This window comes from Martelella alba, from assembly GCF_006516955.1.
Classification (GTDB): Bacteria; Pseudomonadota; Alphaproteobacteria; order Rhizobiales; family Rhizobiaceae; genus Martelella; species Martelella alba.
Genome location: NZ_VHLG01000020.1, coordinates 38,907 through 63,030 on the forward strand (window position 1 = coordinate 38,907; position 24,124 = coordinate 63,030).

Annotated in this window: 22 protein-coding genes; 20 read left to right on the forward strand and 2 right to left on the reverse strand. The window is 55.7% G+C overall.

The annotated features are described in order from the left end of the window. Nucleotide 1: 1 nt before the first annotated feature. A complete protein-coding gene (locus FJU08_RS21020) occupies nucleotides 2-1,105 on the reverse strand; it encodes an NADH:flavin oxidoreductase/NADH oxidase (protein WP_141151020.1) in 1,104 nt (367 codons plus the stop codon). A 399-nt stretch (nucleotides 1,106-1,504) separates the two neighbouring features. On the opposite strand from FJU08_RS21020, the gene FJU08_RS21025 reads away from it, so the two are divergent. From FJU08_RS21025 to rfbA, 10 genes are all read left to right on the forward strand, one after another. Beyond that, nucleotides 1,505-3,112 (forward strand): peptide ABC transporter substrate-binding protein, encoded by a 1,608-nt coding sequence (locus FJU08_RS21025; RefSeq protein ID WP_141151021.1) that lies wholly within the window; start codon nucleotides 1,505-1,507, stop codon nucleotides 3,110-3,112. A 140-nt stretch (nucleotides 3,113-3,252) separates the two neighbouring features. Next, nucleotides 3,253-4,179 (forward strand): oligopeptide ABC transporter permease OppB, encoded by a 927-nt coding sequence (gene oppB, locus FJU08_RS21030; protein ID WP_141151022.1) that lies wholly within the window; start codon nucleotides 3,253-3,255, stop codon nucleotides 4,177-4,179. A gap of 3 nt (nucleotides 4,180-4,182) precedes the next feature. Further along, the gene (locus FJU08_RS21035; protein WP_181409972.1) at nucleotides 4,183-5,109 is read left to right on the forward strand and encodes an ABC transporter permease subunit; all 927 of its coding nucleotides are present in this window, start codon (nucleotides 4,183-4,185) and stop codon (nucleotides 5,107-5,109) included. Next, nucleotides 5,084-6,082 carry an oligopeptide/dipeptide ABC transporter ATP-binding protein gene (locus FJU08_RS21040; RefSeq protein ID WP_235890908.1) on the forward strand — a complete coding sequence of 333 codons (999 nt, stop codon included), beginning with the start codon at nucleotides 5,084-5,086 and terminating at the stop codon, nucleotides 6,080-6,082. The genes FJU08_RS21035 and FJU08_RS21040 overlap by 26 nt, the downstream gene beginning before the upstream one ends. After that, nucleotides 6,079-7,101 carry an ABC transporter ATP-binding protein gene (locus FJU08_RS21045; RefSeq protein ID WP_141151023.1) on the forward strand — a complete coding sequence of 341 codons (1,023 nt, stop codon included), beginning with the start codon at nucleotides 6,079-6,081 and terminating at the stop codon, nucleotides 7,099-7,101. Before FJU08_RS21040 ends, FJU08_RS21045 begins: the two co-directional genes overlap by 4 nt. 140 nt (nucleotides 7,102-7,241) lie before the next feature. After that, the gene (locus FJU08_RS21050; RefSeq protein WP_141151024.1) at nucleotides 7,242-8,408 is read left to right on the forward strand and encodes a nucleotide sugar dehydrogenase; all 1,167 of its coding nucleotides are present in this window, start codon (nucleotides 7,242-7,244) and stop codon (nucleotides 8,406-8,408) included. Between the two features lie 111 nt (nucleotides 8,409-8,519). Next, nucleotides 8,520-9,077, forward strand: coding sequence for a dTDP-4-dehydrorhamnose 3,5-epimerase (gene rfbC, locus FJU08_RS21055; protein ID WP_141151025.1), 558 nt, complete (start codon nucleotides 8,520-8,522; stop codon nucleotides 9,075-9,077). 10 nt (nucleotides 9,078-9,087) lie between these two features. Continuing rightward, nucleotides 9,088-10,131 carry a dTDP-glucose 4,6-dehydratase gene (gene rfbB, locus FJU08_RS21060; protein ID WP_141151026.1) on the forward strand — a complete coding sequence of 348 codons (1,044 nt, stop codon included), beginning with the start codon at nucleotides 9,088-9,090 and terminating at the stop codon, nucleotides 10,129-10,131. Next, nucleotides 10,128-10,976 carry a dTDP-4-dehydrorhamnose reductase gene (gene rfbD / locus FJU08_RS21065; RefSeq protein WP_141151027.1) on the forward strand — a complete coding sequence of 283 codons (849 nt, stop codon included), beginning with the start codon at nucleotides 10,128-10,130 and terminating at the stop codon, nucleotides 10,974-10,976. Before rfbB ends, rfbD begins: the two co-directional genes overlap by 4 nt. Beyond that, nucleotides 10,973-11,851 (forward strand): glucose-1-phosphate thymidylyltransferase RfbA, encoded by an 879-nt coding sequence (rfbA, locus tag FJU08_RS21070; RefSeq protein WP_141151028.1) that lies wholly within the window; start codon nucleotides 10,973-10,975, stop codon nucleotides 11,849-11,851. The genes rfbD and rfbA overlap by 4 nt, the downstream gene beginning before the upstream one ends. A gap of 119 nt (nucleotides 11,852-11,970) precedes the next feature. On the opposite strand, the gene FJU08_RS23265 is transcribed toward rfbA, so the two are convergent. Further along, nucleotides 11,971-12,606, reverse strand: coding sequence for a hypothetical protein (locus FJU08_RS23265; protein WP_328592429.1), 636 nt, complete (start codon nucleotides 12,604-12,606; stop codon nucleotides 11,971-11,973). Between the two features lie 531 nt (nucleotides 12,607-13,137). Between FJU08_RS23265 and cysD the strand changes: the two genes are divergently transcribed. The 10 genes from cysD to FJU08_RS21125 all read left to right on the forward strand — a co-directional run bounded on the left by cysD (nucleotide 13,138) and on the right by FJU08_RS21125 (nucleotide 24,111). Next, nucleotides 13,138-14,037, forward strand: a complete 900-nt coding sequence (gene cysD, locus FJU08_RS21080; protein WP_141151029.1) for a sulfate adenylyltransferase subunit CysD — start codon at nucleotides 13,138-13,140, stop codon at nucleotides 14,035-14,037. Beyond that, nucleotides 14,037-15,935: a bifunctional sulfate adenylyltransferase/adenylyl-sulfate kinase NodQ gene (gene nodQ / locus FJU08_RS21085; RefSeq protein WP_235890906.1), complete on the forward strand. Its 1,899-nt coding sequence runs from the start codon at nucleotides 14,037-14,039 to the stop codon at nucleotides 15,933-15,935. Before cysD ends, nodQ begins: the two co-directional genes overlap by 1 nt. Beyond that, complete coding sequence (gene cysQ, locus FJU08_RS21090) at nucleotides 15,932-16,720, forward strand: 3'(2'),5'-bisphosphate nucleotidase CysQ (RefSeq protein ID WP_141151030.1); 789 nt, start codon at nucleotides 15,932-15,934, stop codon at nucleotides 16,718-16,720. Before nodQ ends, cysQ begins: the two co-directional genes overlap by 4 nt. 74 nt (nucleotides 16,721-16,794) lie before the next feature. Beyond that, nucleotides 16,795-17,913, forward strand: a complete 1,119-nt coding sequence (gene gmd / locus FJU08_RS21095) for a GDP-mannose 4,6-dehydratase (protein ID WP_141151031.1) — start codon at nucleotides 16,795-16,797, stop codon at nucleotides 17,911-17,913. A 101-nt stretch (nucleotides 17,914-18,014) separates the two neighbouring features. Beyond that, nucleotides 18,015-18,968, forward strand: coding sequence for a GDP-L-fucose synthase (gene fcl, locus FJU08_RS21100; RefSeq protein WP_141151032.1), 954 nt, complete (start codon nucleotides 18,015-18,017; stop codon nucleotides 18,966-18,968). Between the two features lie 20 nt (nucleotides 18,969-18,988). Continuing rightward, nucleotides 18,989-19,741 carry a WecB/TagA/CpsF family glycosyltransferase gene (locus FJU08_RS21105; protein ID WP_181409973.1) on the forward strand — a complete coding sequence of 251 codons (753 nt, stop codon included), beginning with the start codon at nucleotides 18,989-18,991 and terminating at the stop codon, nucleotides 19,739-19,741. 223 nt (nucleotides 19,742-19,964) lie between these two features. After that, nucleotides 19,965-21,125, forward strand: coding sequence for a glycosyltransferase (locus FJU08_RS21110; RefSeq protein WP_141151034.1), 1,161 nt, complete (start codon nucleotides 19,965-19,967; stop codon nucleotides 21,123-21,125). Nucleotides 21,126-21,135: 10 nt separating this feature from the next. Continuing rightward, nucleotides 21,136-22,032, forward strand: a complete 897-nt coding sequence (locus FJU08_RS21115) for a sulfotransferase domain-containing protein (protein ID WP_141151035.1) — start codon at nucleotides 21,136-21,138, stop codon at nucleotides 22,030-22,032. Beyond that, complete coding sequence (locus FJU08_RS21120; RefSeq protein ID WP_141151036.1) at nucleotides 22,029-23,336, forward strand: lipopolysaccharide biosynthesis protein; 1,308 nt, start codon at nucleotides 22,029-22,031, stop codon at nucleotides 23,334-23,336. The genes FJU08_RS21115 and FJU08_RS21120 overlap by 4 nt, the downstream gene beginning before the upstream one ends. Nucleotides 23,337-23,349: 13 nt before the next feature. Beyond that, entirely contained in the window at nucleotides 23,350-24,111 is a 762-nt protein-coding gene (locus FJU08_RS21125; protein WP_141151037.1) for a hypothetical protein, read from the forward strand. Nucleotides 24,112-24,124 lie beyond the last annotated feature (13 nt).

Sequence of the window (24,124 nt, forward strand, 5' to 3'; positions counted from 1 at the left end):
CTCAGCGCCTGGTGAAGAGGTGGGCGAATGCGCGCGGCTGGCACCTGAGATACTGGCCTGCCACTGTAATGGTCTCGCCGAAATGGGCAGCCGCGTGCCAGGGCCAGCGCGGATCGTAGAGGATCCCGCGGGCAATCGCGATCATATCGGCATCGCCGCTCTGCAAGATGGCCTCGGCCTGATCAAATTCGGTGATGAGACCGACAGCGACGACGGGGATGGAGACCGCATTGCGCACCTTGCGCGAAAAGGGCACCTGATAGCCGGGGCCGACCGCGATCTTTTGTTGAGGGGAAAGCCCGCCGCTGGAGATATGGATCGCTGCAGCACCTGCGTCTTCGAGCATTTTTGAAAAGACGACCGTGTCGTCGATTGTCCAGCCGTTCTCCACCCAGTCGGTCGCCGACAGTCTTACCGTTACGGGGCGATCTGCCGGAAAGACCTCGCGCACCGCATGAAACACTTCGAGCGGAAACCGCATCCGGTTTTCAGCCGATCCGCCATAATCATCCGTTCGCTGATTGGAAAGCGGTGAGAGAAACTGATGCAGCAGATAGCCATGGGCGCCGTGAAGCTGGATCGCATCAATGCCAAGCCGGGCCGCGCGCCGGGCGGTTGCGGCAAAGGCCTGCCTGATTCGGGCAAGCGCCTCCCGGTCCAGCATGTGCGGGGCTTCATCGTTGTTCTGATAGGCAAGCGGTGAGGGTGCGACGGTCGGCCAGCCATGCTCTGAGGCACTGGCGATCTGGCCGCCGCCATCCCACGGACGGGCGCTGGAGGCCTTGCGGCCGGCATGCGAGATCTGAATGGCGACTGGCATATCGGACCAGCGGCGGATCGATTGCAGGACGTCTCCCATGGCTGCCTCGGTCGCGTCATCATAGAGCCCGACATCGGCATAGGAAATCCGTCCTTCGGGCAAAATAGCGGTGGCCTCAATGGTCAAAATGCCAGCGCCGGACTGGGCCAGATTGCCGTAATGCATCATGTGCCAATCGGTCATTTTGCCGTTGTCCGCTGAATATTGGCACATGGGTGCGATGACGATCCGGTTCTGCATCTGAAGCGTATCAAGTGCGATCGGGGTGAAAAGCCTGGATGGCATATGGGGCTCCGGCGTTATGGCAGGATTTTCGAAAGGGTCACTTCACGATTTTCCGTGCATCAGGTCAATTGGTCGCGGAAAATGTCTGGATTTATGCTAAAATACGGTATTGTCGCGTTAAATTAAGTCCAGACTTTCCGGCGTGCATGCGTTGATGAATGTAAAAATATCGCTTTTCTGTGGCGACTTTTTACGAATGTTGCGCCTTGTGTCAGCCTAACGGTCATTTCATGTCAAATCTGTGGTTTTACTCGTTTTTCCTTGCATGGAATTGGACGCTACGCCTATGACTTGCTTTCTGCCTGCTCGATAATGATCGGCAGGAACAGACTATTCAGATATGGCTGCGTAAACCTGAACTGGCCTATCTGCGCTACATCAACAGGGGAGACATGGAATATGAAAAAGAAGCTGTTGCTTTCCGCATGCCTTGCGCTGGTGCTTGCCGCTCCGGCCCTTGCCGCCAGCCCGCAGCCGGGCGAAAAACTGTCCGACAATCAGAAACTGACCTATTGGCTGCTGGATGCCAACAAGACCAAGGATCCGCAGAAGAACAGTGATGTTGAAGGCTCTGCCGTTATCCGGCAGCTCTTCGAAGGGCTCTATAATCAGGATAATGCCGGCAATCTCGTGCCGGGTGTCGCCACCAGCTATGATCTCTCCCCCGACAAGCTGACCTATACCTTCCATCTGCGCCCTGAAGCGAAATGGTCCAACGGCGATCCCGTCACGGCTGGCGACTTTGTCTATGCCTGGCAGCGCCTTGTCGACCCGGCAACCGCCTCGACCTATGCCTGGTATGCCGAACTCATGAACATCAAGAACGCCTCGAAGGTCGTGGCTGGCGATATGCCGCCTGCCGATCTCGGCGTTAAGGCTGTCGATGACAACACATTTCAGGTGACGCTCGAAAGCCCGATCCCCTATTTTGTCAAGATGACCACCCACGCCTCGACCTTCCCGACGCTTAAATCGGTGGTCGAGAAATATGGTGACCAGTGGACCCAGCCCGGCAATCTTGTCGGCAACGGTGCCTATGTGCTGACCGACGACAAGATCGGACAGGATATCACGCTGAAGCGGAACCCGAACTACTGGGATGACAAGGACACGATCATCGATGAAGTCGAATTCCTCGTGGTCAACGACAAGAATGCAGCGCTCAACCGCTTCCTCGCCGGCGAGTTTGATTACATCGAAATGCCCGGTGGCCAGTATCCGCGCCTGAAGGAAGAGCATCCCGACGAGGCCTTCGCCGTTCCGCATTCCTGCACCTATGCCTATCTCTTCAACCTGTCCGACAAGGGGCCTGAGGCACTGAAGGATGTCCGTGTCAGGAAGGCACTCTCCTATGCGATGGATCGCGATGTTGTTGTGAACAATATCCTGCGCGGTGGCCAGAAGCCGGCCTATAGCTGGACCTATTATGCAACGGCCGATTTCACGCCGCCCGTCACTGAATATTCGACCTGGACCCAGGACGAGCGCCTCGCAAAGGCCAAGGATCTGCTGAAGGAGGCCGGCTACGGCCCCGACCATCCGCTGAAGCTGACCCTGTCCTATAATACCTCCGACGATCACAAGAAGATCGCCATTGCCGCCCAGCAGTTCTGGAAGAAGCTCGGTGTCGAGATCACGCTCGATAACATGGAATGGAAGGTCTACCTCGACAAGCTGCACAATGGCGACTACCAGATGGGCCGTTATGCCTGGTGCGGCGATTATGATGAAGCATCGACTTATCTCGATTATTTCCGCTCGGGCGGCATGAATTACGGCAAGTTCTCCAATGCCGATTACGACGCTGCGCTCGCCCACTCGCTGACTGCGGAAGATCCTCAGGCCGATTACAACAAGGCTGAGGAAATTCTGGCTGATCAGATGCCGCTGATCCCGATCTACTTCTATATGACTGATGTCATGGTCCCGAAGGATATCAAGGGCTTGCCGGTCGATAACGTTCTGCAGAACTGGTATGCAAAGGACGTTTACCGCGTCGCCGAGTGATCCTTTCTGTCATCGGGTGCCGGCGTTTTCGCCGTCACCCGCACGGCATGGATCGACCTTGTAATCCAGCATGTCCCGCCAATGACGCCGTCCTGATCGGCAGACAGGAAGAGCGGGTCTGCCCAGCCTGGGTCCAGCCCATGATTGCTTACATCATCAAACGCCTTTTGGTGGCGATACCGACGATCCTTCTGCTGATCGTCTTTTCTTTCCTGCTCATGCATATGGCACCGGGTGGCCCGTTCACGTCTGAGCGGGAACTGCCGGCCCAGGTGCTTGCCAATATCAATGCGAAATATGGCCTTGATCAGCCGCTGTGGAAGCAGCTTGTCGACTATATCTGGGGGATCTTGACCCGCTTCGATTTCGGCCCGTCCTTCGTCTATCAGGACCAGACGGTCAATTCGATCATCGCCCAGGGCTTTCCGGTCACGCTCACCTATGGCTCGATTTCGTTCATTGTCGCCGTACTGGTCGGCGTCACCCTTGGTGTCGTCGCTGCGGTGAAGCATAATTCCTGGCTCGACAGCCTTGCCGTCGGCGTGTCCGTCGGCGCGCAGGTTCTGCCCAATTTCGTCATGGCGCCGATCCTGGTGCTTGTCTTCACGCTTTGGCTTGGCTGGTTGCCCGGCGGCGGCTGGAAGGGGATTGGACATCCGGTCTATATGATCATGCCGGTGATCGCGCTTTCCACCTCATTCATGGCTTCGATTGCGCGGCTGACGCGCTCTTCCATGCTGGAAACGCTGAATTCCAACCATATCCGCACGGCCAAGGCCAAGGGCCTGCCGATGCATCGCGTCGTGCTGAAACATGCGCTGAAGCCTGCGCTTTTACCGGTGATTTCCTATCTCGGACCAACCTTCGTGGTGATGATCACCGGTTCGGTCGTTATCGACATGTATTTCTCCACCGGCGGTATCGGCATTTTCTTTGTCGATTCAGCGCTGAACCGCGACTATGCCGTGATGATGGGGATTACCATCCTGCTCGGCTCGCTCACCATTCTGTTCAATCTCGTGGTCGACATCCTTTATGCCTGGATCGATCCGAAGATCAGGTACTGACCGATGATGATCGAAAAGACCAAGATGGCAAGCCTGGCATCTGCCATGACGGAAACGGCCGTCAAGGGCCGCTCGCCATGGGCTGATGCAAGGCTTCGTTTCTTCCGCAACCGTCAGGGCGTTATCGGCCTCTGTCTTCTGGCCTTCGTGTTGGCCTTTGCCGCCTTTGGCCCCCTGATTGCTCGTTTCCCGATCGATGAGATCGACTTCATGGTCATGGGCGATATTGCCCGTGATGGCGGGCCTTCGCTTGCCAACGGCCATTTTTTCGGGACCGATGATCTCGGCCGCGATCTCTTCGCCCGCACCGTGCTTGGAACCCAGATCTCGCTGGCTGTCGGTCTGATCGGCGCTGGCATCGCCGTGCTCGTCGGCACGGTCTATGGCGCGGTCTCGGGCTTCTTTGGCGGCCGGATCGATAACGTCATGATGCGTACCGTCGATATCCTGCTGGCCATCCCCTATATGTTCGTGCTGATCCTGCTGCTCGTGATGTTCGGACGATCGCTGGTCCTGCTGTTTGTCGGCATCGGCCTGTTATCCTGGCTCGAGATGAGCCGTATTGTGCGCGGCCAGACGCTGAGCCTCAAGGGGCGTGAATATATCGAAGCGGCGCGGGCAACCGGTGTTCCCTCGCGGCTCATCATCCGCCGGCATATCGTGCCGAACCTGATTGGTGTCGTCATCGTTTATGCGACCTTGCTGGTTCCCAATATGATCCTGCAGGAAAGCTTCATCTCCTTCCTCGGACTGGGCGTGCAGGAGCCGCTGACGAGCCTTGGTGCGCTGATTTCCGAAGGTGCTTCGACCATGAGTTACGGCACGTTGTGGCAGCTTGTCTTCCCGCTCTTCTTCTTCATCGTCACGCTGTTTTCCTTCTTCTTTATCGGAGACGGATTGCGTGATGCGCTCGATCCGAAGGACCGATGACATGGCGCTTGTTGACGTATCCAATCTATCGGTCGACTTCATGACCAATTCCGGCCCGGTTCATGCCGTGCGCGGGGTGAATTTCGAACTTAGTCGCGGTGAGACACTCGCCATCGTCGGTGAAAGCGGTTCCGGCAAGAGCCAGACTGTCTTCGCCATGATGGGACTGCTCGCCGCCAACGGGAAGGCAAGCGGCTCGGTTCGCTTCGACGGGACAGAGATCCTCAATGCGCCGCCGAAGGTGATCAACCCGATCCGGGCCAACAAGATGGCGATCATCTTTCAGGACCCGATGACCTCGCTCAACCCGTATATGCGGGTGTCCGAACAGATGGCCGAGGTGCTGATGCTGCACCGGGGGCTTTCGAAAAAGGCGGCGATTGCCGAATGTGTGCGTATGCTGGATGCGGTGCGCATTCCCGATGCAGCATCGCGTGTGAACCTCTATCCGCATGAGTTTTCCGGTGGCATGCGCCAGCGGGTGATGATCGCCATGGCGCTTCTATGCAGGCCAGATGTGTTGATTGCCGATGAGCCGACAACCGCGCTCGATGTGACGGTGCAGGCGCAGATCATGAAGCTGCTGTCCGATCTGCAACGCGATTTCGGCATGGCGCTGATCCTGATCACCCATGATCTCGGTGTCGTTGCAGGGGCGGCTGAACGGCTGATCGTCATGTATGGTGGCCAGATCATGGAAAAGGGGTCTGTTTCCGACGTTTTTGCCAATGCAAGCCATCCCTATACGCGCGGATTGATCGCTTCCATCCCGCGTGTCGACCGTGAGGATGCCGAACTGGTTTCCATCCCTGGCAATCCGCCGAATATGGCCGAAACGCCGAAGGGCTGTCCCTTCGCGCCACGCTGTGACTTCGCCGGTGAAGACTGTCTCGACCATCTTGACCCGCTCACCGAATTTGCACCGGGCAGGTTGCGCGCCTGCAATCGCGCTCTTGAGGAGGTTCAGGCATGACGACGCTGATTAAAGCCGAGGACATCCGTGTCACCTTCGAGATCCGCAGGCCAGGCATGATGCCCTGGTCGAAGCCGGTCGGGCTGCATGCGGTCAACGGCGTCGATTTTGAGCTGAAGCCTGGCGAAACGCTCGGTGTCGTCGGTGAATCGGGATGTGGAAAGTCAACGCTGGCGCGCGCCATCATCCGCATGGTGCCCGCTACCGGAAAGGCGGTCTGGGATGACGGGACCGATCTGCTGTCGCTGACGCCGGAGGCGATGATGAAATATCGCTCCGACATCCAGATGATCTTTCAGGATCCGCTGGCAAGCCTCAATCCGCGCATGCAGGTCGGCGATATCATCGCCGAACCGTTGAAGACGCATCAAAAGGGGCTCTCAAAGGCTGAAATCCGCGAGCGCGTGCAGGAGATGATGGGCCGGGTCGGGCTGCTGCCCAACCAGATCAACCGTTATCCGCACGAATTTTCCGGCGGGCAGTGCCAGCGCATCGGCATTGCCCGCGCGCTGATCGTGCGACCGAAGCTGATCATCTGTGATGAACCGGTTTCCGCGCTTGATGTGTCGATCCAGGCGCAAGTCATCAATCTCTTGATGGAGCTGCAGCGCGAGCTTGGTCTGGCGCTGATGTTCATCGCCCATGACCTGTCGGTGGTGAAACATATCTCGACACGGGTCATGGTGCTTTATCTCGGCCGGGTGATGGAGATCGCACCGAGCGAGGCGCTTTATGCGCGTCCGCAGCATCCCTATACGCAGGCGCTGCTGTCGGCCGTTCCAATCCCGGATCCCGAAATCGAACGGAACAAGGCGATCATTCCGCTGGAAGGTGATCTGCCGAGCCCGCTGAACCCGCCATCGGGTTGTGTTTTCCGCACCCGCTGCCCGCGCGCGACAAGCCTTTGCGCGGAGAAAGCACCGGAACTTGGCGTTGCGCCCGGCGAGGCGGCGGACCATCGCATTGCCTGCCACTATCCGGGACCGGCAAGGGTGGAGGAAACGGTTTCCGCCTTCTGATGCGCGAATCGGCAGGCGGCCCGGCGGTCGCCTGCCGTCCTGGCGGGGAACGACTTTCCGGTTTGACGCAGTAGCGTCGCAGAGAACACTTATGCTAAGAGGCCTCGTCTCGAGCGCATTCTTGCATGTCTGGAAAAATCATGAAAATCGCGGTCGCCGGTCTCGGCTATGTTGGTCTCTCAAATGCGGTCTTGCTGGCGCAGAACCATGAGGTTGTCGCTTTTGATATCGATGTGCACCGTGTACAGCTGACCATGGCGAAGAAAAGCGCCATTCTCGACCCGGTGCTTTCCGATTACCTCGAAAACGGCAATCTTCATCTTACCGCCACCACCGATGGTAAGTCCGCCTGCCGGGATGCCGATTTCGTTGTGATCGCGACGCCGACCAATTATGACAGCGCGACCAATGGCTTCGACACAAGCACTGTCGAAGCGGTGATTGATGATGTCCGGTCGGTAAACCGCAAGGCTGCGATTGTGATCCGCTCGACGATTCCCGTGGGGTTCGTTGCTGACATGCGAAAGCGCTTTGCGACCGAGCAGATCTTCTTCGCGCCCGAATTCCTGCGTGAGGGGCGTGCTTTGCATGACAATCTGCATCCCTCGCGTATCATTGTCGGCGATCAGGGTGAACAGGCGAAAGCCTTCGCGGCACTGATGGTGGAAGGGGCAATCGACAAGGACGTGCCGGTTCTTTTCACCGATCCGAGCGAAGCTGAGGCGATCAAGCTTTTCGCCAATACCTATCTTGCCATGCGGGTGGCCTATTTCAACGAGCTGGACAGCTATGCCATGGCCAATGGCATGGACAGCCGCCAGATCATCATGGGTGTGGGGCTCGATCCGAGGATTGGCGACCATTACAACAATCCCTCCTTTGGTTATGGCGGCTATTGCCTGCCAAAGGATACGCGGCAGCTGCTCGCCAATTATTCCGAAGTGCCGCAAAACCTTATCCGCGCCATCGTTGATGCCAACACGACCCGCAAGGACTTTATTGCCGAGCAGATCATTGCCAGAAACCCGCAGACCGTCGGGGTCTATCGTCTGGTGATGAAGACCGGATCGGACAATTTCCGCCATTCCTCAGTTCAGGGCATCATGAAGCGGATCAAGGCCAAGGGTATTTCGGTTATCGTCTATGAGCCAGCGCTTGAAGCGCCGGATTTCTTCCGTTCACCGGTAATTAACGATCTGGCCGTCTTCAAGGAAAGGGCCGATGTGATCATCGCTAACCGGATGACCGATGATTTGAGCGACGTCGCGGAAAAAGTGTTTACCCGCGACCTGTTCGGTGCGGATTGAAACACGTCCGGAATTCCTGCCACAAGGCCCTGTTCATCTGGCGTCGCTACTCTCGACAGGTGGGATAGAGGGTATTAAAGCATATTGCGGTTCAGATTGAGGGGAATTGTATTGGAAATTGAACAGACCGCCATATCCGGGCTTGTGCTGCTGACGCCGAAGCGGTTCGGGGACAGCCGCGGCTTCTTCGAAGAAACGTGGAACCGCAAGACCATGTCCGATCTCGGTGTTGAGATCGACTTCGTGCAGGATAATCATTCGCTGTCATCGACTGTCGGCACGGTGCGCGGCCTTCATTTTCAGGCGCCACCGAATGCGCAGGCGAAGCTGGTGCGTTGCGGCCGCGGGCGGCTTTTCGATGTGGCTGTGGATGTGCGGAAAGGATCACCGACCTATGGTCAGTGGTTCGGCGTTGAGCTTTCGTTCGAAAACGGCAAGCAGCTTTTGATCCCGGAAGGTTTTCTGCATGGGTTCATGACGCTGGAGCCGGAAACCGAGATCGTCTACAAATGTTCCGACTATTATGCGCCCGCCAGCGACGGGGGGATTCGCTACAACGATCCCGATATCGGCATCGTCTGGCCACTTAACGGGATTGAGCCGGTACTTTCGGCCAAAGATGCTGCCGCTCCTTTTTTGAGCGATTTCAACAGTCCTTTCGTATTTTAAGGAGCGGGCGATGAAGATTCTCGTTACCGGTGGCGCCGGTTTCATCGGGTCCGCCGTCGTGCGGTTGGCGATTGCGCGCGGACATGCCGTCGTCAATCTTGACGCGCTGACTTATGCGGCCTGTCTTGATAATGTGGCAAGTGTCGCCGATAGCCCGCTTTATGGCTTCGTTCATGCCGACATCCGTGATCGCGCGGCACTTGACACCGCTTTCGAAGTGCATGCGCCGGACGCGGTGATGCATCTGGCGGCGGAAAGTCATGTGGACCGCTCGATTGATGGTCCCGGTGATTTCATTGAGACGAATATCAATGGGACCTACAATATGCTGGAGGCGGCTCGCTCCTATTGGACAGCCAGGGGCAAGCCGGATGCATTCCGCTTTCATCATATTTCGACGGACGAGGTATTTGGATCTCTTGGCGCAACGGGGCAGTTTACCGAAGAAACACCTTATGATCCGCGCTCGCCCTATTCGTCGTCGAAAGCCGCATCAGACCATCTGGTTCGAGCTTGGCACGAGACTTACGGCTTGCCGGTGGTGCTGACCAATTGTTCGAACAATTATGGTCCGTTTCACTTTCCCGAAAAGCTTATTCCCGTTGTCATTCTTAATGCACTTGCAGGCAAGCCGATCCCGATTTACGGCAAGGGCGAGAATATTCGCGACTGGCTCTATGTCGAGGACCATGCTGACGCGCTGCTGACAGTGCTGGAGCGTGGCATGAGCGGGCGCAGCTACAATATCGGCGGCGAAAACGAGCGCACCAATCTTGAGCTGGTTCGAACGATCTGCGCCATTCTGGACAGCAAACGGCCGAAGGCATCGGGGTCCTATGCCGATCAAATTACATTTGTGACCGACAGGCCCGGCCATGACATGCGTTATGCGATCGATCCGACCCGCATTCGCACCGAGCTTGGCTGGCGGCCTTCCGTAACGGTCGAAGAGGGGCTTGGGCGCACCGTTCAGTGGTATCTCGACAATGAGGCTTGGTGGCAGGCGCTGCAAGACCGGCATGGTGTCGGCGAGCGGCTTGGGGTGAAGGCATGATGCTGGTTTTCGGAAAAAGCGGTCAGGTTGCCTCCGAGCTCCAGCTTCTGCTGCCAGAGGCGCGTTTTTTGGGCCGCGATACGGCCGATCTGACGGATCCTGCCGCCTGCGCAAGGGCGATTGAAGCAATGCAGCCGCAGGCCGTGATCAACGCGGCGGCCTATACCGCCGTTGACAAGGCGGAAAGCGATGAGGACATGGCAACAAGGGTGAACGGTGCAGCGCCGGGCGCCATGGCTAAGGCCTGCGCCAGGCTGTCGATCCCTTTTGTCCATATCTCCACGGATTATGTTTTCGACGGTCTTGGTGATACGGCCTATGGAACCGGCCATCCGACAGGCCCGATCGGCGCCTATGGCCGCAGCAAGCTTGCAGGCGAGAAAGCGGTGGCCGCGAGTGGCGCGGTCCATGCCATCCTCAGGACGAGCTGGGTTTTCTCGGCGTATGGCGGCAACTTCGTCAAGACTATGCTGCGATTGGCAGAGACCCGTGACACGCTGAATGTGGTTGCAGATCAGGTCGGTGGTCCGACATCGGCAGCCTCGATTGCCACCGCCTGCAAAATGATTGCCGAGCAGTTGATCATTTCAAAGGAAAAATCCGGCATTTATCATTTTTCCGGTGCGCCGGATGTTAGCTGGGCAGATTTTGCCAGGGAAATTTTCCGCCAGGCAGGCAGGGGCGTCACGGTCAACGACATCGCGACATCGGACTATCCGACGCCGGCGCGCCGTCCGTCCAACTCCCGGATGGATTGTTCTTCGCTTAAGGCCTTCGGCCTCTCGCGGCCGGACTGGAAATCCGATCTTTCGATTGTGCTGGAAAAACTTGGGGGCGTTTCATGACTGCACGCAAGGGTATTATCCTGGCGGGAGGCTCGGGTACGCGCCTTTACCCGCTGACCATGGCCGTTTCGAAGCAGCTGATGCCTGTCTATGACAAGCCGATGATCTATTATCCGCTCTCGGTCCTGATGCTGAGCGGGATCAGGGAAATTGCGATCATCACGACGCCTTCGGATCAGGACCAGTTTCGCAAACTGCTCGGCGATGGCAGCCAGTGGGGAATCGCGCTGACCTATATCACACAGCCTTCGCCGGACGGTCTGGCCCAGGCCTATATTCTGGCAGAAGATTTTCTTGCCGGTGCGCCATCGGCCATGGTGCTCGGCGACAATATCTTTTTTGGCCACGGCCTGCCGGAAATGCTGCAGAGTGCAGATTCCAGGGCGAGCGGTGGAACCGTTTTCGGGTATCATGTGGTTGACCCCGAACGCTATGGCGTGGTCGCTTTTGACAGTGAAGGGACGGTGAAGGAAATCATCGAAAAGCCAGCGAGGCCACCATCAAATTATGCCGTGACCGGGCTTTATTTCCTGGACGGCGAGGCGAGCGCCAGGGCGCGGGAGGTCAGGCCGTCACCGCGTGGAGAACTGGAAATCGTCACTTTGCTGGAAAGCTATCTCAAGGATGGTACGCTTGCGGTAGAAACCATGGGGCGCGGCTTTGCCTGGCTCGATACCGGCACACACGGCAGTCTGCTGGATGCCGGGAATTTTGTCCGGACATTGTCGGAACGTCAGGGCATGCAGACGGGCTGTCCTGAAGAAATTGCATATCGCGCTGGTTGGGTCGACGATGACAAACTGCGCGAACTGGCCATGAAATTTGGCAAGACTGAATACGGGAAATACCTCGCCCGCCTGTTGCCAAAGCAATAGTTCCCTTTGCCAGAACCCTGCCATTTCAGGTCATCGGGCGATCATGCTTTACCGCCCGGTGATGCCGTCGTGCATTGAGATGTCGGCCCCGATATCAACGGGCTGTTCGGAGCCGAGCTCTACAAATGATAATGCCATGGCGCGAGCAATGCGAAAAAGAGTGTCAGTATGATCGTCAGGGGCAACCCGGCCTTGACGAAATCGCTGAAACTGTAATGGCCGGGCCCCATGACAAGCATGTTCGTCTGATAGGCGATCGGCGTGGCGAAGGAACAGTTGGCAGCAAAAATCACCGCTGAGGCAAAGGCGAGAGGCGGGTGGCCAGGTCCAGCGCAATCGTCATGAAAAGGGCAGTGGCGGCGTTGTTCGACAGGACGGTGGTCAACAGGGCGACGGTGATGGGATAGCAGGCTGATGGCCCCAGCGGCTCCCGTAGCGCCGGAAAGGCGGCTTGCCGCCGTAGGTCCGGCAGATTCTGCTGGTAAACCCCTCCAGTGCATCGGTTGCAACAGGCCATTTCCGACAACGAGCAGCGCCAGAATGGTGACAAGGGCCGGGCTGGAGACGCCGGCAAAGAGTTCGCCAACGGTGAGGTCTGCCCCGGAAGATCCGCTGCCGGGAAACAGGCAAAAAATGACAAGGAGTGCGCCGAGAACGCCGAGAGCGACCCCTTCCGTGGGAAACCGGTCGAGTGCAAATAGGAAGATCGCGCCAATCACGATGGCGAAAGTCGGTATGAGATGGACGTAATCCATTCTACAGAATGTCCCGAAAATAAAAGATTTTTTTCAATATCTGCGCGCAATTGCGGTTATGATTTATATCTGCCTAACCGTCATCGAAGCTTGTTTTTGCTGCTTTTCTGACCGGGTCCGGGGAGGGCGCCGAGATGCGGTCTTTGGCAGACGCTGAAGCGGGCCTGGAAGACGGGGAACGCGCAATGAACCGTTGATTAACGGTGGTGGGAGGCAAATTGGCTAATAGCACTTGTGCAACGCGCGAAAAAGTTAGAAAATCGAATCTGAACTTAGGACGTTATCTATTTATTCAAATGATTTCATGTCGGGCGCGACAAGGACGCATGGCCTCGCGGGTGCCCTGGAAAAATGGGGATGTCATTCAGTTTGTGCATTTATTGGTCGAAGGTTTAGAGCCGTATTGTCGAGAAACGTAAAGGTTGAGAAAACTATAGCTCGCCCTTGACATTGGCGCTTCAATTCTTGAAGACGTTAATGAGTATTTTTCGATGATTTTTAAGTTTTGTCTTGTCCAAATCGGGTTTTGAAATGTCCCTAACTCATCTTCAGCGCCTTGAAGCTGAATCTATCCATATTTTTCGTGAAGTTGCTGCCAGTTTTTCCAAGCCGGTTATGCTTTATTCGATTGGCAAAGACTCGTCAGTCATGATGCATCTGGCGATGAAAGCTTTTTATCCGGCCAAGCCGCCCTTTCCCTTTCTTCATGTCGATACGACCTGGAAGTTCAAGGAAATGTACGAGTTCAGAAGCCGGATGGCGCGTGAGCTTGGCATTGATCTGCTGGTGCATATCAATCCGGAAGGCGTCGAGGGCAATATCAATCCCTTCGATCACGGATCCAACACGCATACCCATATCTGGAAGACGGTTGGTCTGAGGCAGGCACTCGACAAATATGGCTTTGATGCCGCCTTTGGCGGTGCGCGGCGCGATGAGGAGAAATCCCGCGCCAAAGAGCGCATCTTCTCTTTCCGCAACGCCCAGCACGCCTGGGATCCGAAGCACCAGCGTCCGGAAATGTGGAAGACCTACAATACCCGCGTTGGGCCGGGTGAATCGATCCGCGTCTTCCCGCTGTCCAACTGGACCGAGCTTGATATCTGGCAGTACATCATGAAGGAAGAAATTCCGATCGTGCCGCTGTATTTTGCCAAGAAGAGGCCCGTCGTTGAGAAGGACGGCATGCTGATCATGGTCGATGACGAGCGCATGCCTCTCGGTCCCGACGACAAGGTTGAAGAAAAGATGGTGCGTTTCCGCACGCTTGGCTGCTACCCGCTGACGGGTGCCGTCGAATCCGAAGCGGCGACCCTTCAGGATATTGTTCGCGAAATGCTCACCGCCCGGACGTCGGAGCGGCAGGGACGTCTCATCGACAAGGATGAAGCCGGTTCCATGGAGAAGAAGAAGCGCGAGGGGTATTTCTGATGAACGACATGATCGACGTTTCCGGCGATATGATCGAATATCTTGCCGAACAGGAACGCAAGTCGCTGCTTCGCTTCCTGACCTGCGGCTCGGTGGATGACGGCAAATCTACGCTGATCGGCCGTCTGCTCTATGATACAAAGCTGATTTTCGAAGACCAGCTGGCTTCACTCGAGCGTGACAGCGCCAAGCATGGTACGACGGGCGAGGATATCGATTTCGCCCTTCTGGTGGACGGTCTGGAATCCGAGCGCGAACAGGGCATCACCATTGATGTTGCCTACCGCTTCTTTGCCACATCCAAGCGCAAATTCATCGTTGCCGATACGCCCGGCCATGAGGAATATACCCGCAATATGGCAACCGGCGCCTCGACGGCCGATCTGGCTGTTGTTCTGGTCGACAGCCGGCAAGGCATTCTGCGTCAAACCCGCCGCCACTCCTACATTGCCTCGCTGCTCGGCATCCGCCATATCGTTGTCGCGATCAACAAGATCGACCTGATGGATTATTCTCAGGAGGTCTATGACAAGATCGTTGCCGATTATCTGGAGTTCGCCAAGGACCTTGGCTTTGAGACGATCGTGCCGATCCCGATGTCGGCCCGCTTCGGTGACAATGTCACCATGCGTTCGGAAAATATGCCCTGGTATACGGGCCCGGCGCTGCTTGAACATCTCGAAGTCGTTCCGATTGAATCCGATCTGGTCGAGCGTCCGGTGCGCTTCCCGGTGCAGCTGGTCACCCGCCCGAACCTGAACTTCCGTGGCTTTTCCGGCCAGCTTGCCTCCGGCAAAGTGGCAATCGGCGACACGATCACGGTTGCGAAATCCGGTCAGGCCTCGAAGATCAAGGACATCGTCACCATGGATGGCAGTCTGCCCTCGGCAGAGGCCGGGCAGGCGGTGACGCTGGTGTTAGAAGATGAAATCGAAGTGTCGCGTGGCAATATTCTAGTCGCGCCCGAGGCTCGCCCGAATGTTGCCGATCAGTTCCAGGCCAAGCTGATCTGGTTTGACGCCAACCCGATGATCCCGGGACGTTCCTATATCCTGCGCACCGAAGTCGACAGCACGTCGGCGACGATCACGGCGCTGAAGTATCATGTCAACGTCAATACCTTTGCCCATGAGGCTGCCAAGGCGCTGAACATGAACGAGGTCGGCGTCTGCAACATCTCGACCCAGGCACCGATTGTCTTTGATGCTTATAAGGATAACCGCACCACCGGCAATTTCGTCATCATTGATCGTATCACAAACGCCACTGTCGGGGCTGGCATGATCGATTTCCCGTTGCGCCGCGCCCAGAATGTTCACTGGCAGGCGACCGAGGTCAACAAGGGTGCGCGTTCGGAAATCAAGGCCCAAAAGCCGGCAGTTCTCTGGTTTACTGGCCTTTCCGGCTCTGGCAAGTCCACCGTCGCCAACACACTGGAAAAGATCCTCCACGCAAAGGGCAAGCACACCTACATGCTTGACGGTGACAATATCCGCCATGGTCTTAACCGCGATCTCGGCTTTACCGCCGAAGACCGCGTCGAGAACATCCGGCGCGTGGCTGAAGTCGCCAAGCTGATGGCTGACGCCGGACTTGTCGTACTGGTCTCCTTCATCTCGCCCTTCCGTTCTGAACGCCGTCTCGCGCGTGACCTGATGGATAAGGGTGAATTTGTCGAGGTTTTCATCGACACGCCGATTGAAGTCTGCGCCCAGCGTGATCCCAAGGGGCTCTATAAGCGGGCCCAGGCTGGTGAGATCGACAACTTCACCGGTATTTCCTCGCCCTATGAGACGCCGGAAAATCCAGAACTCCATCTCCATACGGTCGGTCATGAGCCCTTTGAGTTGGCCAGCCGCATTGAGGACTATCTGACCAACCTTGAGAAGAAGGATTGATCATGCTTCAGGACGTGTTTCTCAAGGCGGCTCTCGAGGCCGGTGTCGTCATCATGGAGGTTTACAAGGGCGGCATTGATGTTTCCTACAAGTCTGATGCCTCGCCAGTAACCGTGGCAGACGAGAAAGCTGAGGCAATCATCCTCGGCCATCTCGAAAAGGCCTTCCCGGATATACCGATTATTGCCGAGGAATCGGTCGCTGCTGGCAGGGTGCCGGATGTTTCGGGCAGGGCTTTCTTTCTCGTTGATCCGCTCGATGGCACCAAGGAGTTCATCAACAAGCGCGAGGACTTCACGGTTAATATTGCGCTGATCGAGGGCGGCATCCCGGTAGCCGGTATTGTTTACGCGCCTGCCAAGGGGGTCGCCTACCGGACATCCGGCGATGGTGCGGAAAAGCTTGCCATCGAAGATGGCGCCATTACGGCCACCACGCCGATCTGCGCGCGCGAAAAGGGAACAGCGTTGATTGCGGTTGCAAGCCGATCACATAACAGTCCAGAGACGGAGGCCTTTATGCAAGAGATCGGCGTAACCGATTTCACGTCGGTCGGGTCTTCACTGAAATTCTGCATCGTCGCCGAAGGTCTGGCGGATGTCTATCCGCGCTTTGGTCGGACAATGGAGTGGGATACGGCTGCTGGTGATGCGGTTTTGCGGGCTGCTGGTGGCGTGACGGTGGGACTGGACAAAAATCCCCTGCCATATGGCAAGACGCATCAGGCATCGGATAGTGACTTCGCCAATCCATTTTTTATTGGTTGGGGAGCACGGGCGATATAGATTGCCTCATGGTTACATTATTTAAATGAATTTCAATTTTCGCGATAACAACCGTTGCGATCCGAGGATTATATATGAAAAAGGCACTCATTACAGGCATAACCGGGCAGGATGGTTCCTATCTTACCGAATTCCTGTTGGAAAAGGGATATGAAGTACACGGCATCAAGCGTCGTGCCTCGCTTTTCAATACGCAGCGTGTTGACCATCTTTATGAGGATCCTCATAGCGGTTCCTCGCGGATGAAGTTGCATTACGGCGATCTTTCGGATACGTCGAACCTTACGCGTCTGCTCCGCGATATTCAACCTGATGAGGTTTATAATCTCGGCGCTCAATCGCATGTTGCCGTGTCCTTTGAGGCGCCGGAATATACGGCCGATGTCGATGCAATTGGTGCCCTTCGTCTTCTCGAAGCGATCCGTTTTCTCGGGCTTGAGAATAAGACCCGCTTTTATCAGGCCTCGACATCGGAACTCTACGGGCTTGTGCAGGAAATACCGCAGCGCGAGACAACGCCATTTTACCCGCGTTCACCCTACGCAGCAGCGAAACTATATGCGTATTGGATCACGGTGAACTATCGTGAATCCTATGGAATGTATGCCTGTAACGGCATTTTGTTCAATCATGAAAGCCCGCGGCGTGGCGAAACCTTTGTCACGCGAAAGATCACTCGAGGCCTCGCAAATATTGCGCTGGGTCTGGAGCATTGCCTTTATATGGGCAATATCGACAGCCTGCGCGACTGGGGACACGCCAAAGACTATGTCCGCATGCAGTGGATGATGCTGCAGCAAGATCAGGCTGATGACTTCGTGATTGCAACCGGCAAACAGTATTCGGTCCGTGAATTCATCACCTGGGCAGCGGAAGATCTTGGCATTGTGCTGGAATTTTCCGGTAGAGGCGTTGACGAGATTGCAACTGTTGCGGCGGTGACGGGCGACATGGCGCCGAAGGTGAAGGTTGGTGACGTTATCGTGCGCATCGATCCGCGTTATTTCCGCCCCGCTGAGGTTGACACCCTTCTCGGTGATCCCTCCAAGGCGAAGGAAAAGCTTGGCTGGGTCCCGGAAATCACGGCTCGCGAAATGTGCGCTGAAATGGTGAGCAACGACCACAAGGCTGCACGTCGCTTTGCACTGCTGAAAGAGCATGGACTCGAGCTGCCGGTCAGTCTCGAAGGCTGAATGCTTGAACGGCCCGCATCGCTCAGTCGGTGACGGGCCATTAAATCATCACGTCTTGGAAGGCTCCTGCCGGACTGCCGGCAAGGAGGGTGAGAGAAAATATGGTTTATGATCTCAAAGGCAAGAAGATCTGGGTTGCCGGTCATCGCGGCATGGTTGGTGGAGCGGTCGCGCGACGGCTGGCGGAGGAAGACTGCGAAGTCATAACGGCTGGTCGCGATGTGGTCGATCTTGTGCGACAAAACGAAGTCGAAGCCTTCATGGCGAAAACCAAGCCGGACGCCATCGTCATGGCGGCAGCGAAGGTTGGTGGCATTCTCGCCAACAACACCTATCCGGTCGATTTTCTCTATAACAATCTGATGATTGAAGCGAATATATTCGACGCGGCGCATCGCAATGATGTCGATCGCTTCGTCTTTCTCGGGTCGAGTTGCATCTATCCGAAAATGGCACCGCAGCCGATCCCGGAAGATGCGCTGCTGACCGGCCCTCTGGAGCCGACAAATGAATGGTATGCGATTGCCAAGATCGCGGGAATCAAGCTGGCGCAGGCTTATCGCAAGCAATATGGACGCGACTACATCTCTGCCATGCCCACCAATCTCTACGGCGTTGGCGATAATTTCGACCTAAATTCGAGCCATGTGCTACCAGCGCTGATCCGCAAGGCCCATGAAGCAAAAATCAGCGGTGCGAAAGAGATCATCATGTGGGGCACCGGATCGCCGCGCCGCGAGTTTCTGAACGCTGACGATTGCGCGGATGCCGTAGTCTTCCTGCTGAAGAACTATTCCGGCGACGAGCATGTCAATGTCGGTTCCGGCACGGATATTACCATCCTCGAACTCACCCAGCTCGTTTGCAAAGTTGTCGGGTTTACGGGCGAAATTGTCCATGATCTTTCCAAGCCAAATGGCACGCCGCGAAAGCTGATGGATACCGAGAAACTACGTTCCATGGGATGGGCACCGCAGATTTCGCTCGAAGATGGCATCCGCGATGCTTATCAGGCATTTTGCGATGGCGAACGCGGGTCTGGAAACCCTGCTTAACCGGCGTAGGAGTGCGGTCGATGAACGCTGCGTTTACAAGCTATGACGTTCTTGGGGTTCCGATTTCGGCACTCACCCTGGACAGCGCTTGCTCTACAATTGAAACTTGGGGAAGCGACAAAGTTGGGCGTTTTGTCTGTGTTCGAGACGTGGCGAGCCTTATGGCCATCATCAGCGATCCGGATCTTTCTGGTGTTCACGACGATGCCGCGATGATTACTCCAGACGGGATGCCGCTGGTGATGCTGGGGAAGCTGAAAGGCTTCAAGGTTGAACGCACTTGCGGACCTGATTTAATGGATCATGTCATTGCTCGGTCATTAAAAAGTGGTCTCAGGCACTACTTTTATGGCGGCAAGGAAGGCGTTCCGGAGACACTGGCCAAAGTCTTCGAGCAGAAGTATCCGAGAATACGCGTTGTGGGTGTCGAGAGCCCGCCTTTCAGACCTCTTACGAAAGAGGAGGACGACGATGCCGTGCAGCGAATTTTGGCCAGCGGGGCTGATGTCGTTTGGGTCGGGATTTCCTCGCCTAAGCAGGAGATCTGGATGCGGGACCACTATAAGAGATTAACCCAGACTCTCATTGGCGTTGGGGCCGCGTTCGATTTTCATAGCGGCGCTGTCACACGGGCTCCCCGGTGGATGCAGCGATGCAGTCTCGAATGGTTGCACAGGCTCATTTCAGAACCGAAGCGGCTTTGGCGGCGTTATCTTATTTTGGCGCCCAAATTTGTCTTCCTGATCATTTTTGATAGTATTCGGACCAAATAAGGCAAAAATCCCTATGCGCAGATGGGCAAAACGTCGGGATTTGGGCTGGCAAAAATATATACAATGGCGTGATCCCTTGTGGCTATGGATCGTCAGGCTGAAACAAGTGGCTCATCTCTCGCAGGCTTTATTTTTAATATCAAAGCTTTGATTGATGAATTTTCAGGCGGACGTAGTGTAGGTTTTATGTATTTTGATTGCTGACGACGCATGGGGACCGTGAATGAAGATAGTCTATGCGACAAACGGGTTACCACAGGAAAAGCTGAATGGTGGTGAGATCGCATCGATGAATTTCATCGATGCGCTTGCCAGTGCCGGACATGACGTCCACGTTGTCGGCTATCAGCGGATTGACAGACCTGCCATAGAAGGGGAACGAATTTATTCAGCCGGGCCTTGGCCGATCGAGATGTCTGACGCCGGGATGCTCCGGTACAAATGGGTCTTGCAGTCGCTGTTAACCGGCCGTCCGGTTGTCAATACGAAGTTTGTCAGCGGAAAATACTTGAAGGCGCTGCGCCGGGCGCTTGCAGAGAAGGCTGATCTTCTCGTCATTGACCACGCACATATGGGCTGGCTGGCCAGTCTGTCCTGGGTGCCGCGAGACCGGATCTTTGTCGCGCACAATGTTGAAGCCGATTTGTATCGCAGCGCTGGTCTGAAGGCGAGCGGATATCTCAGATGGCTTTACCAGCGCGATGCTGTGCTGTTGTCAAAACTGGAGCGGTTTTTGATCGCTGACAGCGTTGAAACGTGGTGCCTTTCAGATGGTGACCGGTTAGCCTTGGCAGAGATGAGTGGGATGTCCGACCGCATCCATGTTTTCGACCTGCCAGGTCAGTCACTTCGTGATCCCGGGTCAGTTCTGAATGGCGACAAAGAGTATGATATTGGTCTGATCGGAAGTTGGAACTGGGAGATTAATCGCCAGGGCGTCATCTGGTTCCTCGAAAACGTCCTGCCGGTTTTGCCGCGTGATGTCAGCGTTGCTATTGCTGGCGCCGGTTCGGAGACTTTGCAATGCAGCGATTCACGGCTCACAAAGCTGGGACGGGTGCCTGATGCTGCCCGGTTCATGCAAGGATGCCGCGCTCTGGCCGTGCCGACGACGGTCGGGTCGGGGATCCAACTGAAAACCATTGAGGGGATCGCTCAGGGGATTCCGTTGGTGGCCACATCCCTTGCCATGCGCGGTATCGTAGATGCTCCAGAGCATGTCAGGGTTGCCGATTCTGCTGAGGGTTTCGCTCGTGAACTGAGTGTCGCGAGAGGCAGCGATCGTCCAGATCCCGCGACCGGCCGGAACTGGGCGAATGCGCGTAAACTGAATTTTGAAAACGATATTTCGATTTTGATCAATAATCTTAAATTAAGCGGCTGAGGCTCAGAAAATGTCTGTAGTAAATTCTGCTGGCTATATTCTTGTTAATTCACTTCCGAAAAGTGGAACCCATTTATTAGAGCGGGCTTTAATGGTTCTCGGCATCGAAAACCGTGAAAGCAATCGCCCGTTACATCGCCGCCTGACAGACCGTTTGGGACTCACTTCGCCGTCATTTATCGAACATCGTTCGGCAAGTCGTTGGTCCAGAGTCCATTTCGACGGTCAGAACTATGTTCCCGATGGCCTCCACACCATTCCTGTCGGGGTGTTTTCTCCGCTTTATGTCTCGGAAGATACCATGCTTCGCTGGCTGGAGCCGATGGCGGAAAGCTCTTTCATCAAAGGGCACCTGCCGTTTGACCCGGCGCTCGACGGTTTGCTGAAGCGCCGGTCTGTGCGGGCGATAACGATCCTGCGGGACCCGAGAGCTGTGGTGGCGTCGATGGTGCCCTACGTCTTGAACGCAGGAAACTTCAAACATGGGCTGCAGAAGACGTTTGCATCGATGTCGCCCGAAGAGCGCATTGACTTCGTCATTCAAGGCGGTGTCACGGGATCGGGGCAGTCGGTCATTTCGCTCGCCGATGCATTTACGAGCGTTCTGAACTGGGAAAATTCTGAGCATTGCCTGGTCGTTCGCTTTGAGGATCTGGTTGGGATGCGCGGTGGCGGTTCTGCTGAAGCTCAGAATGAAGCATTGAACGCCATAGCGGGGCACCTTGGCATTGAGATGTCCGATCAGCTCAGACAGAAGTTTGACAAAATTTTCGATCCGTCGTCACCGACCTTTCGTGGTGGCAAGATTGACGGATGGCGGGAGCGGTTGACGCCGGGGCAGAGCAGTCGGATTGTTGAAGCGATCGGTAGGGAGCTTTTTACCCGCGCAGGCTACGTTGTCGCATGAAACTCTGGAAATTTGCTGCTAATCAACAGGTCCGGGGAAGCGCCATATTAAGCGTGGCACGTATCATGACGATGGTCTTCGGGTTGGGCGCGAACATGTTTCTTGCCCGAATCTTGCCGTTGAATTTACTTGGTGAATATTTTCTGGTGGCAAGTGTCGTTCAGGTCGGCGCTCTGGTTGCGATGGGCGGCGTATCGCAAAGTGCGGTACCGCTTCTCTCTGGCGCAGCGTCTGACAGCATGCGGCCTATCTTGCGGGGCATTGGCATCTATGCCGGGCTGACGATCGTTGGATCCGGCTTGTTGGTCTATTTTTTGTTCAACACTCTGGCGTTGCTGATTGGCGTGACCGCGCAGGGGAGCGGGTTTGCCGCCTTGGTTGCCGTCTGGTTGTTCGCCCGCGCGCTAGCGCAGGTGATTGCCCATATTTTGCGTGCTTTCGGCATGATGACGCTTTTCGGGCTGTTCGAAACCTTGCTGTTCAACGGATTGTTTCTGGTCGTGGTCGCAGCTTATTTTCTTCTCGATCTGCATCCGGATCTGAACACCGTGCTGGTGGCGACGACGCTGACGGCTCTGGTCGTCATCCCGCCTTCCCTGATCCCGCTCTGGCGCCTCATTCGCTCTATTCCGCTTTCAGGCGGTGTGTTTCTCCGGGATGCTGTTCATATCAGTCTGCCACTCTGGGTGATGATCGTTGCCAACACGGCTTTGGCGGATGCCCATCTGTGGATTGTCGGAGCGCTCGGCTCGTCTAACAACGCGGCTCTTTTTGGCGCTGCGATCCGGGTTGTCCGTCTGATCGGCCTCCCTCTGCTTGCCGTTAACATGGCAATAGGGCCGAGAGTGGCCGGATTATGGCGGCAGGGCAAGATTGCAGAGCTTCAATATCTGTTGCGGATGACGGCCACATTTGTAATGCTTATCTCTGTCGCTGTGTCATGCCTGTTTTTGCTGTTAGGGCCTGAAACCCTTCAGATCATGTTCGGTGCGTCTTTCACTGCTGCCTGGCCGGCGTTTCTTATCCTTCTGGGTGGACGCGTGCTGAATGCGATAACCGGATCTCCGATACTGCTTATGACTGTCAGCTCGGCGCAGCGCCCTGCTATGATTTTTTCTATAGTCTCTGGGGCGGTCGGTGTCGGTCTGTCGATTTTCCTCGGACGCATCAATCCGCTCATCGGTGTTTCGATCGGTTCCGCTGCTACCGTCATTGTGCAGAATGTACTGGCTGTAACATATTGCTGGCGCCGCCTCGGAATTCAGACCCTGCCTTTGCTGTGGGTTGAGCGTCAAAAGAAATAGAAAGAAGTGTCGCATGGATTTTTTTAAGAAATTTCTTCCGGGCTTTAAACGTCCTGCGGTGAACTGTTTTATGCTTTTTCACAAATGCGGGAATAATTATTCAATTGATCTGCATAAGCATACAAAAAATATATGCTATGTTTCAAATGTTACAATTGATACGGCAGATAAAATAAACGGACTTCACCGGCGTGATATCGCGAATGCCCGGTGTCGGAATTTTGACGTGGAAACGCTGCGCAGGCATGGGATCCTCACGCGTGAGGATGCGCGATTTCTGGTATTTACGAGGCATCCGGCGAGCTTTGTTTTGAGTGCGACCAAATATCATCTTCGCGGCGACGAGAAATGGGCCCGCACGACGCCGCAGCCGCATCTCGGCGGACGTAGTCTTACTGATGCCCTGCGCGCCGCTGGCGACGAGGGCGAACGTCAGATCATAACGATGACCCACTTTGCGTGGCTTTTCGAGCGCATGGTTTCGTTCGTTCCCTATTTCGACGACCCCCGCTTCAAACGTCTCAAAGTGGAAGATCTGTTCACGACGAAGGATGTTTCCTATTATCAGGACATCGCCAGTTTTCTTCGGCTGGAGGGACATTCAGGGTTTCTCGATGCATTGAAGAATGCCTCGCCAGCCTTCAAGACAGACCTGCCCCGCCATTCGACAGGCACTTTCCGACGGGAAGGCGATCCCCTGGAGAAACTGGAGGCAGTTGCCCGGGATCATTATATGATGAACTGGCAAACATATTCAGATCGACTTGGATATTGATCGGAATGAAACT

What these genes read in the sequence shown, in the direction of transcription:
- FJU08_RS21020 (WP_141151020.1), bottom strand. Translation starts at nt 1,105, where the DNA reads ATGCCATCCAGGCTTTTCACCCCGATCGCACTTGATACGCTTCAGATG.
- FJU08_RS21025 (WP_141151021.1), top strand. Translation starts at nt 1,505, where the DNA reads ATGAAAAAGAAGCTGTTGCTTTCCGCATGCCTTGCGCTGGTGCTTGCC.
- oppB (WP_141151022.1), top strand. Translation starts at nt 3,253, where the DNA reads ATGATTGCTTACATCATCAAACGCCTTTTGGTGGCGATACCGACGATC.
- FJU08_RS21035 (WP_181409972.1), top strand. Translation starts at nt 4,183, where the DNA reads ATGATGATCGAAAAGACCAAGATGGCAAGCCTGGCATCTGCCATGACG.
- FJU08_RS21040 (WP_235890908.1), top strand. Translation starts at nt 5,084, where the DNA reads ATGCGCTCGATCCGAAGGACCGATGACATGGCGCTTGTTGACGTATCC.
- FJU08_RS21045 (WP_141151023.1), top strand. Translation starts at nt 6,079, where the DNA reads ATGACGACGCTGATTAAAGCCGAGGACATCCGTGTCACCTTCGAGATC.
- FJU08_RS21050 (WP_141151024.1), top strand. Translation starts at nt 7,242, where the DNA reads ATGAAAATCGCGGTCGCCGGTCTCGGCTATGTTGGTCTCTCAAATGCG.
- rfbB (WP_141151026.1), top strand. Translation starts at nt 9,088, where the DNA reads ATGAAGATTCTCGTTACCGGTGGCGCCGGTTTCATCGGGTCCGCCGTC.
- rfbD (WP_141151027.1), top strand. Translation starts at nt 10,128, where the DNA reads ATGATGCTGGTTTTCGGAAAAAGCGGTCAGGTTGCCTCCGAGCTCCAG.
- rfbA (WP_141151028.1), top strand. Translation starts at nt 10,973, where the DNA reads ATGACTGCACGCAAGGGTATTATCCTGGCGGGAGGCTCGGGTACGCGC.
- FJU08_RS23265 (WP_328592429.1), bottom strand. Translation starts at nt 12,606, where the DNA reads ATGGATTACGTCCATCTCATACCGACTTTCGCCATCGTGATTGGCGCG.
- cysD (WP_141151029.1), top strand. Translation starts at nt 13,138, where the DNA reads ATGTCCCTAACTCATCTTCAGCGCCTTGAAGCTGAATCTATCCATATT.
- nodQ (WP_235890906.1), top strand. Translation starts at nt 14,037, where the DNA reads ATGAACGACATGATCGACGTTTCCGGCGATATGATCGAATATCTTGCC.
- gmd (WP_141151031.1), top strand. Translation starts at nt 16,795, where the DNA reads ATGAAAAAGGCACTCATTACAGGCATAACCGGGCAGGATGGTTCCTAT.
- fcl (WP_141151032.1), top strand. Translation starts at nt 18,015, where the DNA reads ATGGTTTATGATCTCAAAGGCAAGAAGATCTGGGTTGCCGGTCATCGC.
- FJU08_RS21105 (WP_181409973.1), top strand. Translation starts at nt 18,989, where the DNA reads ATGAACGCTGCGTTTACAAGCTATGACGTTCTTGGGGTTCCGATTTCG.
- FJU08_RS21110 (WP_141151034.1), top strand. Translation starts at nt 19,965, where the DNA reads ATGAAGATAGTCTATGCGACAAACGGGTTACCACAGGAAAAGCTGAAT.
- FJU08_RS21115 (WP_141151035.1), top strand. Translation starts at nt 21,136, where the DNA reads ATGTCTGTAGTAAATTCTGCTGGCTATATTCTTGTTAATTCACTTCCG.
- FJU08_RS21120 (WP_141151036.1), top strand. Translation starts at nt 22,029, where the DNA reads ATGAAACTCTGGAAATTTGCTGCTAATCAACAGGTCCGGGGAAGCGCC.
- FJU08_RS21125 (WP_141151037.1), top strand. Translation starts at nt 23,350, where the DNA reads ATGGATTTTTTTAAGAAATTTCTTCCGGGCTTTAAACGTCCTGCGGTG.